10 protein-coding genes are annotated in these 12618 nt (G+C 43.4%); 3 read left to right on the top strand and 7 right to left on the bottom strand.

Annotated elements, in window-relative coordinates:
- Window positions 1-20: 20 nt before the first annotated feature.
- The 4 genes from motB to C7H79_RS05620 all read right to left on the bottom strand — a co-directional run bounded on the left by motB (window position 21) and on the right by C7H79_RS05620 (window position 5199).
- Window positions 21-953: a flagellar motor protein MotB gene (gene motB / locus C7H79_RS05635; RefSeq protein ID WP_106706317.1), complete on the bottom strand. Its 933-nt coding sequence runs from the start codon at window positions 951-953 to the stop codon at window positions 21-23.
- 48 nt (window positions 954-1001) lie between these two features.
- Window positions 1002-1862 carry a flagellar motor stator protein MotA gene (gene motA / locus C7H79_RS05630; RefSeq protein WP_106706316.1) on the bottom strand — a complete coding sequence of 287 codons (861 nt, stop codon included), beginning with the start codon at window positions 1860-1862 and terminating at the stop codon, window positions 1002-1004.
- 225 nt (window positions 1863-2087) lie between these two features.
- On the bottom strand, window positions 2088-3899 hold the full coding sequence (locus C7H79_RS05625; RefSeq protein ID WP_106706315.1) for an ABCB family ABC transporter ATP-binding protein/permease: 1812 nt from the start codon (window positions 3897-3899) through the stop codon (window positions 2088-2090).
- A gap of 22 nt (window positions 3900-3921) precedes the next feature.
- Complete coding sequence (locus C7H79_RS05620) at window positions 3922-5199, bottom strand: NRAMP family divalent metal transporter (protein WP_106706314.1); 1278 nt, start codon at window positions 5197-5199, stop codon at window positions 3922-3924.
- A gap of 298 nt (window positions 5200-5497) precedes the next feature.
- Between C7H79_RS05620 and C7H79_RS05615 the strand changes: the two genes are divergently transcribed.
- Window positions 5498-5902 (top strand): hypothetical protein, encoded by a 405-nt coding sequence (locus C7H79_RS05615; RefSeq protein ID WP_106706313.1) that lies wholly within the window; start codon window positions 5498-5500, stop codon window positions 5900-5902.
- On the opposite strand, the gene C7H79_RS05610 is transcribed toward C7H79_RS05615, so the two are convergent.
- The 3 genes from C7H79_RS05610 to C7H79_RS05600 all read right to left on the bottom strand — a co-directional run bounded on the left by C7H79_RS05610 (window position 5899) and on the right by C7H79_RS05600 (window position 9918).
- Window positions 5899-6201, bottom strand: coding sequence for a hypothetical protein (locus tag C7H79_RS05610; RefSeq protein WP_106706312.1), 303 nt, complete (start codon window positions 6199-6201; stop codon window positions 5899-5901). The genes C7H79_RS05615 and C7H79_RS05610 overlap by 4 nt on opposite strands.
- Before the next feature lie 67 nt (window positions 6202-6268).
- Entirely contained in the window at window positions 6269-7966 is a 1698-nt protein-coding gene (locus tag C7H79_RS05605) for a cation:proton antiporter domain-containing protein (protein WP_106706311.1), read from the bottom strand.
- Window positions 7967-8019: 53 nt separating this feature from the next.
- Entirely contained in the window at window positions 8020-9918 is a 1899-nt protein-coding gene (locus tag C7H79_RS05600) for a hypothetical protein (RefSeq protein ID WP_106706310.1), read from the bottom strand.
- Window positions 9919-10412: 494 nt separating this feature from the next.
- Here C7H79_RS05600 and C7H79_RS05595 point away from each other — a divergent pair, with 494 nt between their 5' ends.
- Window positions 10413-10919 (top strand): Hsp20/alpha crystallin family protein, encoded by a 507-nt coding sequence (locus C7H79_RS05595; RefSeq protein ID WP_106706309.1) that lies wholly within the window; start codon window positions 10413-10415, stop codon window positions 10917-10919.
- A gap of 147 nt (window positions 10920-11066) precedes the next feature.
- Window positions 11067-12545 carry a DegQ family serine endoprotease gene (locus C7H79_RS05590; protein ID WP_106706308.1) on the top strand — a complete coding sequence of 493 codons (1479 nt, stop codon included), beginning with the start codon at window positions 11067-11069 and terminating at the stop codon, window positions 12543-12545.
- Window positions 12546-12618 lie beyond the last annotated feature (73 nt).

The raw sequence follows: 12618 nt of genomic DNA, 5'->3' as shown, positions 1-12618 counted from the left end.
AATCACTGATAGTTTTATGATTAATCGGTGCCCGGATTTTGTAGCAGCTTTTTAGTGGGTGCTTCCTGCATATCAATATCAACGGTCTGGTTATCCATAGTGATGGCTTTCTCAGCTTTTTCATTCATTACAACAATGCTGATCCGCCGATTAATCGGGTTAAGCGGATCATTCTTGTCAAATAATACTGCGGAAGACAATCCAATAACTTGCAGCATTTTGTTGGCATCCATTCCGCCTGCGATCAATTCTCGTCGTGAAGCATTGGCACGATCAGCGGAAAGCTCCCAATTGCTGTAGCCTTTGTCACCGGTCGGGAAAGGCTTCGCGTCCGTATGCCCGGAAAGACTGATTTTGTTAGTTACTTCGTTAAGCATTTTGCCGATTTCACGTAAAATGATTCTGGTATAGGGTTGTAATTCGGCTTTTCCCAGGGCAAACATAGGGCGGTTTTGCTCATCAACGATTTGGATTCTCAATCCCTCAGATGTGATGTCCAGTAAAAGTTGGTTTGCAAACCTTTGCAACTGGGGATTGGCTTGAATAGCTTCCTCTATTTTCTTTTTCAATCCTTCGAGCTTCTCTAACTCAATCCGCTCTTTGATAACTTTTATTGCTTGCTTATTGGCAGGGTCGTTGGTGATAATTTCTCCATTCTTAACTTGGCCATGCTGACGCGTTAGATCTGTACCGCCTCCCTTAATTAAACTGTTGGTTTCTCCAATGCTGGAGCCACCCATAAAGGCAATTTTTAAGGGTGTTTTAAAATATTCAGAGATACCTTCCAGTTGACTCTGAGTCGATGATCCCAATAGCCACATCAGCAAAAAGAAAGCCATCATGGCAGTTACGAAATCTGCATAGGCAATTTTCCAGGCACCGCCATGATGACCGCCAGCTACCTTCTTAATCCGTTTGATAACTATTGGGCGCTGTGAAAGATCATCAGCCATAAATATTCTCGTAAATTAAATTGGATGTTAGGGTGGGAAAATTATTAATTACCTGGATTTACTTTGTTTAACGTGTTCTTCCAGTTCCATGAAAGAAGGTCTTTCGGTAGTAAATAAAACTTTCCGGCCGAATTCCACCGCAAGCACCGGTGAATAACCGTTTAAATTGGCTAGCAAGGTAATTTTGATGCATTCAAACATTTTGCTGGATTCATGGAGATTGTGCTCGAGCTTGCCGGCCAGGGGGCTAACAAATCCGTATGCCAGTAAAATTCCCAAGAATGTACCCACTAGAGCTGCCGCGATCAGAACGCCTAATTCCGCAGGTGGAAGATGAACGGATTCCATCGTATGCACTACGCCCATAACTGCAGCCACAATACCAAAAGCAGGTAGCCCGTCACCCAGTTTTGCGACTACATGGACGGGCACTTCTCCTTCCTGATGATGCGTTTCCAATTCGCTGTCCATGAGACTCTCGATTTCCAGAGAATTAAGATTGCCGCCTACCATTAACCGTAAATAGTCGGTAATAAATTCGGTGATATGATGATCAGCCAAAATATCTGGGTATTTGGTAAAAATGGGACTATTCGATGGATCATCTACATCTCCTTCAATGGACATCAGTCCTTCTTTCCTAATCTTACCAAGGACTTCATAGAGCAATGTCATCAGATCCATATAAAGCGCTTTATTGTATTTAGAGCCTTTGAAAACTGTAGGCAATGCCTTCAGGGTGGACTTAATCGCTTTATTTGAGTTACCGACTACGAATGCACCAATGGCGCCACCGCCGATCATGAGAATTTCCACAGGCTGCCATAAAGATGCCAAGTGACCTCCCGCTAATGCAAAGCCACCAAATATTGAAATAATAATAATGATATAACCAACCGATACGAGCATTGCGATGACTCCCTAGAATGTAATTACGCAATTGTTTGATGGCAAATTCTGAAGTGAGAAGTTAGCACATCACGAGATTAATCATTCTTGAAGAAAAGGTTGGTTTTCCCAGTGTTTTTCTTTTTTTATACTTGTAATGTGAAAAAAAGGATTCAGTTGTTTATAAGAATCAATTCATCAAGTAATTGATAATAATTGATTTGTTGGCAATAGCAACATGGGCGGTTAGCTAATAGTTAAATTTTGTTGCACATTTTGATGGATTGCCTCTTGGCGTTGTAATTCCCACATGCGCGCATATTGACCGTTTATTGCCAGTAACTGCTGATGCGTGCCGCGTTCAATGATGCGCCCTTGATCCATGACCAGAATCTGGTCAGCATCAACAATTGTGGATAATCGATGCGCTATGGTCAAAGTTGTGCGGTTCTTTGCAATGCGCTTTAATTCAGCCTGAATACGTTTTTCCGAGTTTGAATCCAACGCCGATGTAGCCTCGTCAAAAATCAGTATAACTGGATTCTTTAAAATGGTACGGGCAATGGCCACGCGCTGTTTTTCACCTCCGGATAGTTTCAAGCCGCGCTCACCGACGATGGTTTCATATTTTTCCGGAAGAGTTTCAATAAAGTCATGGATATGCGCTGATTTGGCTGCTGCATGAACTTCATCCGCAGTGGCTTCCGGCCGTCCATAAGCAATGTTGTAATAAATACTATCGTTAAATAGTACCGTGTCTTGCGGTACGATACCCATGGCAGTACGCAGGCTTTGCTGAGTGACATCACGGATGTCCTGATTATTGATTAGGATACAGCCTGACTGCACGTCATAAAAACGAAACAACAAACGGGCCAGCGTGGATTTGCCTGAGCCACTGTGACCTACAACGGCGATATTCTGTCCGGCAGGAATATCAAAGCTGACATCAAACAGAATTTGACGATTGGGTTCATAGCTAAAATTGACGTGATCAAAATGGATCGCTGCATTTTTAGCATCAAGTATTTGTGCTTCTGATTTGTCCTGAATTTCCTTGTTTTCCTCCAGTAAAGTAAACATGCGTTCCATATCTGCGAGTGAATGCTTGATTTCACGATACACAAAACCGAGGAAATGTAATGGCATATAGAGTTGCAGCATAAAAGCATTGATCAATACCAGATCACCCAAGGTCATATGGCCGTCAATTACCTGATCAGCTGCCAATAGCATGAGCAGTGTGACCCCAACAGCAATAATTGCGCTTTGTGCTGCATTCAGTGTTGCCAGCGAAGTCTGGTTGCGTATGGCGGCTTTTTCCCATGATTGCAAATGCTCGTCGTAACGCCGAGCTTCCCACGATTCATTACCAAAATATTTGACTGTTTCGTAGTTCAGCAAACTATCGATTGCCTGAGTGTTGGCTTTTGAGTCCATATTATTCATGGTGCGGCGGAAAATCATGCGCCATTCGGTGACGATCAGTGTCAAAGCGATATAAGCCAGCAAGGTCGAGGCAATGATGATGGCAAACCAGATGTCGTACTTGCTGATAAGTATGGCCAATACCAGGCCAATTTCCAGCAGTGTCGGCAGAATATTGAACAGCATAAAGTTCAGGAGGAATGAAATGCCACGTGTGCCGCGCTCGATGTCGCGCGAAACGCCGCCAGTTTGTCGTTCCAAATGAAAACGCAATGACAGTGAATGCAGATGAGTAAATACTTTGTTAGCTACGCGCCGAATAGCTCGTTGTGTTACTTTGGCGAAGATGGCATCACGCAACTCGCCAAATAAAGTACTACACAGACGTAATACACCATAACAGAGCAGCAAAAAAACGGGTAGCACCAGTTCAGCGCGAGTCTGATCCAAAGCATCAACAATTTCCTTTAGAACCAATGGAACAGAAACATTGGCTATTTTTGCCAATATTAACAGGCATAGCGCTAGAACAACTCTGACTTTGAATTCCCATAAATAGGGTAACAGTGAAGCAATTGTTTTCAGATTGCTGCGGGTGGCCGCTGGCTTCTCAAGGCGGGTAGGGCGCATCAAATGTTATTTTGCCAGCAAATTAAAGTAATAATAAATAGGTAATTGAACATCCAGATAAAGCGGCAACGCCGAGCCAGCACCAAATCCACATCAGTTTTCCCGGACGATACTGATCGGGCATATTTTTACTAAATACGGCCTGCATGTTTAATACGGCGAAAATGGGCGCTGCTACGAAAGATACTATGGTGGCAATTTTAACCAAGTCGCGCATTGAAGCGAGATAAAAGAATAAGATGAATAACGTTCCTGTAATAATAATCAATAGCCAGACCAGATAGGTTTTCTCGTTATTCAGCAGTGATTTTTTGGGAAATATCAATTCCAGAGCAGCGCTGATTGAGCGCGGGAAAGCGTCAAGTACGGTTAATGTGGTGCTGAACATGGTTGCCAATGCTGCGATGGCAACAATTGGATAAGCCCACTGACCTAACGCCTGTTCGTACATATCAATCAATTGTCCTGCAAAAGCTGCGCCACCAGCCGCAAAAGGGATATTGCTGCCATACATCACCAGCGCTCCCATTAATAGAAAGCAGATTGCCAAAAAAGCCGTTCCAATATAACCCACTCTAAAATCGAACAGAGTGTCTTGCATACTGGTTAGCTTACCCACACTCTCATTTTTGCTTTTGGCCCAAATGGAATGCCATACGGAAAGATCAAGAGGTGCCGGCATCCAGCCAAGAAATGTTGCCAGAAAAATTAAATGTACGGTATCTGAAAATGAAAAAAACACAGTTGCGGATTTATAGTGTCCGGGATTGTTAAATAACAACATAATCACAGCAGCAATCGATGTGACGGTAAGCACCAGGATAATTATTTTCATTAATTTATCCAGTAGCTTATAGTGGCCACTTACCAACAGGATCAAAGCAAGTAACAACAAGATACTACTGATTATAAATGCAACTATTTGTGGATCATGCCCGCCAAGTCCTTCAAGGCCAAAGATATTTGTAATTAAACCTGCTGTTACTACCGTGATAGCGGCTTGCACGATGAACATGGTTGATATCGACAGGAATAGATAGAGCCATATTGCCCATTTTCCCAATCTTAGATATCCGTGCAAAATATGCTGCCCAGTTGCTGCGGTATAACGCGGGCCAAATTCAAAGAAAGGATACTTGATTAAATGAATAATAATAATCGCAATAATTAACTCAAATCCAAACATGCCACCGGCTTGCGTGGATTGAACCAGATGAGAGACACCGACAGCTGCGCCTGCATAGAGTAATCCAGGCCCCAAGCGTGAAATAAAATGTTTAAAAAGTTTGTGCAGTGACATGGTTCATTCTTGTTGTAGGCCACAGAGAATACTTGCTCGGTCAAAAAACTTGCTTCTTGGCTTAGTTGATGAAAAAATTATTGCCGATCACCTTGAGTTCCTGAATTATCGGCGGTAAGGTAACACAAGTATGGATATTTTTCTTCTCAACTGCATAGTTGAAAGTATAGATCTCTAGCAAGCCGTTGAAAAACTATCTGCATTGCAGCTGCGGTATTAATCAGTTGCCTCGAAAACGGTTTTCAACAGCCTGTTAGGGTAATATCTAACTCTAAAATACTTTATAGCTAGGACAATTATGGAAATTACCTGTTATCGTGATCCTGAGATTTATCGAGAGATTCGTCACTTACCTGCAAATACGTATAATCTAGCCATCACTTTATTAAAGCGCTGCTCGACTCGGCATCTGTTTGTACCTGTCCGTGCGATGCAGTATATGGCCATTATTGATAACGAAGAGTTTGTGTTTATAGATGGGGAGCGTAAATGCTGGATTGATATCGCCTGGTGCAATTTCAGACGGGAAGACCGTGATGCATTGAATCAGCCGGTCGCTTATGAAACAATTTATTATCGTGAGAACATGTCAGAAATTATGACACGATTGCAAAGGGAACTGCCCCTTGCATTGCAGAGCTTGGTCAACAAAACCAAGCTGGATGGTCCGGCACGAATCATTCATTTTCCGGCAAATCGTTAGTCATCTTCATCCAACTCGGTGTCCCAGCCTTTCTTTTTCGCGTTTATAATGGCTTGTTCATATAGTCGTGCATGTTTTTCACGTAGCTCATCTGGTAAACGGCTAGGCAGATGTGCATAGGGTTCCCAGGCAGCGTAGACTTTTTCATACAAAGATTGCATTTGCGCACCACTCCAGCCTGCGCAAGTTTCGGATTCCGGCAAAATACTGAACACCCAGGCATCACGCACGATGCGACCAAGATGGGTGAGCCCCTCATTTTCATCAAGATCAATACCTACATATATCTGTTCTATCATTACGTCGATCTCATTATTGTTGGAATTATTATGTAAACAATTCTACTTGGTGTTTTATTGTGTCCGTTTAGGTTTTTGTATCAAAGCGTTGCAATATATGATGAGTCATGCTTTTAGCAAGCTCCTCTTCACTGAAAAATACGGTGCCAACGTTGTCCTTGCGAAGCAATGTTGTTTCATCTACATTGCGGGTACGTAATACAATTTCGATTGCAGGATTTAAGGTGCGCGCAGTATCAATCATTTGACGAATATTTAATGGATCAGGGGTTGCAATAACCAGCATTGCCGCATCTGTAATATGTGCCTGGATTAATACCGAAGGTTCTGTCGCATCACCGGATACTGCATTAATATCCTGCTTTCGCAAATCCTGAACCAGTTCACGATTTTGCTCAGCAACGACAAACGGAATATCCTGGTCTTTAAGGGCCTGTCCAATGCGCTCACCTACGTGGCCATAGCCGACGAGAACAACCTGACCCTGCAGGTATTTGCGCTCGGTACTCATGGGCAGTTCAGCATATGGATCATCGCGACTTTCATATTTGCGTGCCACGGCAGAATGTTTCAAAATCCAATTACGGACGGGCACAATAACCGCGAATGCAATCGGATTAAAAGCGATAGAAATTAACGCGCCAGCAAGCACCAGGCTCATTCCTTCAGCTGGCATCAATTCAAGTGATAACCCCAATCCTGCCAGAATAAATGAAAATTCTCCAATTTGCCCGAGACTGGCAGCCACTGTTAATGAAGTATTGAGCGGATATCGCAGTATCAGAACCAGCAACATGGCGGCTATTGACTTTCCCACAATAATTATCGCGACCACAGCTAAAACCCGCATAGGCTCATCGATTAATACGGCAGGATCAAACAACATGCCAACGGAAACAAAAAACAACACAGCAAAAGCATCACGTAGTGGTAGAGATTCTTCCGCAGCGCGATGGCTGAATTTTGATTCACGCATGACCATACCTGCAAAAAAGGCACCTAATGCAAATGACACATTAAATAATGCTGCAGCACCATAGGCAATACAAATGGCGGCGGCAACAACAGCCAGCGTGAATAGTTCGCGTGAACCCGTACGAGCAACCTGCCATAACAGCCAGGGCAATACGCGCAACCCAACAATGAACATGAAAGCGATAAAAGCTGAAACCAGCAGCAAAGTGATTCCAATCGTTTGCCACATAGGCTCTGCTGCAGTTTCAGTTCCGTTTGATCCTCCCAACAGAGTTGCAAATGATGGCAGAAGCACTAGAATCAGGACCGTCACTAAATCTTCAACAATCAACCAGCCAACCGCAATGCGGCCGGTCATGGTGTCCAGTAATCCTCGCGATTCAACTGCTTTAAGGAGCACGACCGTGCTGGCACAGGATAGCGATAAGCCTAGAACCAGTCCTGCGCCAAAATCCCAGCCCCACCAATCAGCCAAAGCGATACCCAGTAGAGTCGCAACAGTCATTTGCACTATTGCACCCGGCAGAGCGATGCGCTTGACAGCTAATAGATCACTCAAGGAAAAATGCAACCCGACACCAAACATCAGCAACATTACACCGATTTCGGCTAATTGTGAGGCAATGCCGATATCTGCGACAAATCCTGGTGTTGCAGGACCGATTGCAATTCCGGCCAATAAATAGCCAACCAGTGCAGGTGTTTTTAGCTTTTCAGCAATAAAGCCAAAAATCAAAGCTAAGCCAAAGCCTGCTGCAATTGTAGTGATCAGGGTAATGTTATGTTCCATTCAGGTTCAAGGTCAATATTAGATAAATAAGCGTTTTTGGATTCAGAAAAACTTCAGGGCGCTTGAACTTCAATCATGTCATCGGAGATTTCATCCAATAAAGCCGGGGTGCTTAAAAACTTTTCAAATTCGATGCGCTCTTCCTCAATGGCTTCAAGGATTTGATGTTTAAATTCCTCGCGTGAAAATGCTTCCTCAAGCATCAAGAGCAATTTCTCGACCGTTAATCCAATAGTAATCCCGCCAATGATACCACCGATGGCTGCACCAATGGCGGTGCCAATGCCGGGAATGAATGAGCCAAATGCCATGCCGGTGGCGGCTCCGGCTGCGGCTCCGCCTAAAGCACTGACTGCTTTGCCGGCAGTTACTTTGATCAAAGCTTGTGCGCCCAGCTTGATGATGCCCTTTCCGGCGACTTTCGCTGTAATTTTTCCGGCAATCGCACCAGTGATTGCACCCGCAGTGCCTATGCCGCCGGAAATCAGCATGCGATTTTCCAAATTAACAATTACACTGTGCGTAGGCGGTTCTTTCAGTGCACTCAGCGAGGCTTGCCGGACAATTTCAAGTTGTGAATTGTCGATGTGATCGACGCGGTTTTTAATGAGTATTCGCTCAACTTTCTGCAAATGCTCAGCGCGCAATTGGAGATTATTATGTAATACCTCTTCAATGGATTGTTGAACAGGACCGAATGCATTGCCTTTCATTAGATAGCTCTGCAGTTTCTCTGTCATCCAGTTTTCGAGTACGCCGGTCGCCAGCGCCACAATACGCTCATACTCACCTGGCAAGCTATAGTACCAGTCGAGATAATTGTCCACATTATCGGTCATTTGCTTAAATCCGAGATCGGCGGTCTTGCGCAATTGATTGATGGAAGTTTCCAGTTTGTACAAGCTTTCGAGATAAGCTAGTTCAATCTGTTCTGCAGTTCCGGGCTTATAATAATCATCTCCAATCTTTTCCACTGATTGAATAACAGCTTGCTGGGAGGTGCGCAGCTCTTCCATAGTTTCAGGATTGGATCGCATCCAAGCATCGACGTAGACAGTCGAGGGTACGTAAATAAAGAAAACAAAGAAAGTGGCAAACGCTGACGTGATTCCCCAGGCCCAAGGTGAAACCGCAGGTGGACTATCGCTATCCTGTATCGGAGCAAATACGCGACGGTATTCAGATAAAGGAACCATGAAGCTGGAAACGCCCAACGCCAGATTGAAGAAAAACACTAAGCTACCCAGGTAAACTGCGCCTACATACAGCATATTGCTGCGGGAGTATAAGCTGCTTAATGCAAAACTTTTTACTCCTTCGATAAAACCTAATAACCGATTGGTTTCGAGAATTAATATACTATTTGTTGTTCCATCCAATTTCTTGCTTTCCGTCGCAACCGCTTCAGTCAGTGATGCATATTGATGATTTACATCGCTATGGTTGATGAACACTACAAAGATTAACGCCATAAGAAATGAAGTTACCCAACGTGACCAGGATAAAGATTTGTGCACGGCAATGTACGGTTTGTATTCACGTGCAGCCAGTGGGAAGAAAACAGCATAAACGATGGCGAATGCAGGAATTGTGGCGAAAAATGCAAGCCATTCCTGTTTATCAGCTGAACCGAGATAAAACAACAATAAAAAAGCAAAGATGACTGACCACAGTAACCACCAGATATACGCTAAAATTCGTCGAGTGAACAACCAATGCAAAATACCGGGTTTCTTGAACTGACTGGACAGATAAATTCTTTGTATTGTCACCGCATAAATAGCAGCAAAATAAATTGGTAAGCCAAATACGAGCGTTACCAGCAAGGCAAACCATAATTGTTGATCCGGAATCAATCGTCCGAAGAAGTAAGCAAATGCGAGCCAGCTTACAGAAAATACCAGATAACCGAGCGTTGTTATGATATTGAAATTTGTAAATACAGAAAACACCGCAATGATTCCTTCATGATCAACAACCGGAGATGAATTTGAGCTGTAACGAGATGGTATAAAGCCTGACAGCCTGCTGATAGTAGACTTTATTGACTTTTGACTGTCAAGATATTGATGAGATACCTTGTTATTAACATGATAATAGTATTCTAAATACATAGAGTAATGGAGGGTGTTTGCAAATGAGTTTTATACGTTGATAAACTGTAGCTTTACTCCCACTGCGCCATTAAATGGAAGTGTGTGAGAGCGATAGAATCTCAAAGAGGTGTTTGAGTAACTGCACCAAATTAATTTGCCTGCAAGAAAATAAAATTTGGCATTAATTTACAATCAATATGTGACATGAACAATGAAGAATCCCTGAAAAAACTTGACGAACGCACTGACAAGCCTAATTCTGATATACAGAAAATGATTAACTGAATGCATATCAATCAGAATGGCCCCGTAATACTGCGTTGCGGGGTCTACTAAAACAGGAGATGAAAATGTTAGATTCCTTTAAACAAGTCGGAAAGAATATTAGCCGCGAACTAAGCCGTACATGGGAAAATCTTACTGAAGGTTGGCATGAGCTGCTGAGCCGTAGTAATGAAGCGCTTACACATTTTGCTCGTAAAAGAGATGAAGAAAACGTAGAAAGCAGTCACCCGCTTCCTGGTTTTCCAAGCTGGAGCTTGCTGGCAGGAGAAGTGGAAGAAACAGATAAAGACATTGTCGTGCGGATAGAAGTCCCGGGTATGGAAAAGGAAGATTTACAAATTACGATTGATGGCAACATGCTTTGTCTGAGCGGTGAAAAACGCATTGAGCGTGAATCTAAGCACAGTAATTACCATATTATGGAACGTGCATATGGATCATTTCAGCGCACTATCCCACTGCCACGCAATATTGACGCTGATGAGGTCGAAGCAAGCTACAAGAATGGAGTGCTAAAAATTCATCTGCCAAAAATGACGGCTGGAAAAGTTAAAAGCATTCCATTGTCCTGACTGTGCTATAGATAGGGAGAACAACTGCTTATGTGGTTTGTTTGATTACTCAATGCTCAACGGGCATTCGATGTAACGATGCATAGAACCAGCATAGATCTCAATGATAATTGAATTTATAGACAATCCTATTTCCGAGAGGATGTAATGAGAAAAATTTTTATCATACAACTATTTCTTTTCTTGATCTGTTTTGTTGCATTTACAGCATATGCGCAAGACGGCGGAGTCGAGAACTTGAAGCAGACGGGCAAGGCCTTTGCATCAGTGGCAAAGTCTGTTTCCCCCTCGGTAGTGTTTATTCAGACTGAATCTAAAGTATCAAACTCGACGATTACACGATTTTCTTCACCATTCGGCGATGAATGGCCTTTTGGCGACGATATATTTAAACGTTTCTTTGGCGATGATTTTCCGGGTATTCCTCGTGGGCCGCGTTCTGAAACATCTCCAAATGAACGTCAAGCCATAGGGCAGGGATCAGGGTTTGTGTTTGCAACCAAAAGAAGCATGTTGTCTGACAACAAGACATACATCCTTACCAATAATCATGTAATAGCGGATGCAGATCGAATCCTTGTCAAATTTCAGGACGGACGTGAATATGAAGCCAAAGTCACAGGGCGTGATCCGCAATCAGACATTGCCGTCATTGAAATCAATGTGGATGGAATGCCGCCGCTTTCGTTTGCAGATTCCTCCAACTTGGAGGTTGGTGAATGGGTAGTAGCGATCGGCAATCCATTCGGCCTCAGTCACACGCTTACGGTCGGTGTGGTTAGCGCTACAGGACGAACTAGTCTTGGCATCAATGATTATGAAGATTTTATTCAGACTGATGCAGCTATCAATCCGGGTAATTCTGGCGGGCCATTAGTAAATTTGGATGGGGAGGTAGTGGGAATCAATACGGCCATTTTCAGCCGTAGTGGTGGTTACATGGGTGTGGGCTTTGCTATTCCAATCAATCTTGGTAAAACTATTGCTAATCAGCTGATTGAGAAAGGAGAAGTGACTCGTGGCTATATTGGAGTTATGATTCAGCCTCTTACCACTGAGCTTGCCGAATCTTTCAATATCGATTCTGTTCAAGGCATACTCATTGCTCAAGTAACAAAAGATTCTCCAGCCGATAAGGCGGGCTTACACCAGGGAGACGTGATTATTGCTTATAACGATAAATCTGTGAAAGATATAGGTGGTTTCAGAAATCTAATTTCACTGATGCCTCCAGGCAGTCGGATAACGTTAACGATTCTACGGGAAGGGAAGAAAAAGAACGTGACAATAGTCGTTGGTAACCTTCCCAAGAATAATCAAGTAGCACAGGGTGCAACTCAGAGTACCGCTGATATCGGCTTAACTGTCCAGACGCTTACGCCGCAGTTAGCAGAGCAATTCGATGCGAAACCGGGTGAAGGCGTGGTAATAACCAAGGTTCAACCTGGATCAATCGCTGCCATGTCGGGTATAAAGGCTGGCACAATCATCCTTCAAGTGGATCGCAAGGCTATTGATAATGCGGAGGAATTTCAACGGGTCGTTAAGGCAAGCAGTGGTGACAAGAGATTATTGTTATTGATCCGAGAAGGTAATGCCCAACGCTATATTGCGCTACGCTGGTAGTAGAAGGGATATATTCACTATTGGTTTATTCATCAGATTTCAATCAAGATGGGTAAAAGTATGCAATTAATTT

The sequence above is a fragment of the Nitrosomonas supralitoralis genome (genome assembly GCF_003011925.2).
Taxonomy (GTDB): domain Bacteria; phylum Pseudomonadota; class Gammaproteobacteria; order Burkholderiales; family Nitrosomonadaceae; genus Nitrosomonas; species Nitrosomonas supralitoralis.
This window is presented reverse-complemented; position numbering and strand designations above follow the sequence as displayed.

Coding starts and splice junctions, on each gene's coding strand:
- motB (WP_106706317.1), bottom strand. CDS start 953: ATGGCTGATGATCTTTCACAGCGCCCAATAGTTATCAAACGGATTAAG.
- motA (WP_106706316.1), bottom strand. CDS start 1,862: ATGCTCGTATCGGTTGGTTATATCATTATTATTATTTCAATATTTGGT.
- C7H79_RS05625 (WP_106706315.1), bottom strand. CDS start 3,899: ATGCGCCCTACCCGCCTTGAGAAGCCAGCGGCCACCCGCAGCAATCTG.
- C7H79_RS05620 (WP_106706314.1), bottom strand. CDS start 5,199: ATGTCACTGCACAAACTTTTTAAACATTTTATTTCACGCTTGGGGCCT.
- C7H79_RS05615 (WP_106706313.1), top strand. CDS start 5,498: ATGGAAATTACCTGTTATCGTGATCCTGAGATTTATCGAGAGATTCGT.
- C7H79_RS05610 (WP_106706312.1), bottom strand. CDS start 6,201: ATGATAGAACAGATATATGTAGGTATTGATCTTGATGAAAATGAGGGG.
- C7H79_RS05605 (WP_106706311.1), bottom strand. CDS start 7,966: ATGGAACATAACATTACCCTGATCACTACAATTGCAGCAGGCTTTGGC.
- C7H79_RS05595 (WP_106706309.1), top strand. CDS start 10,413: ATGTTAGATTCCTTTAAACAAGTCGGAAAGAATATTAGCCGCGAACTA.
- C7H79_RS05590 (WP_106706308.1), top strand. CDS start 11,067: ATGAGAAAAATTTTTATCATACAACTATTTCTTTTCTTGATCTGTTTT.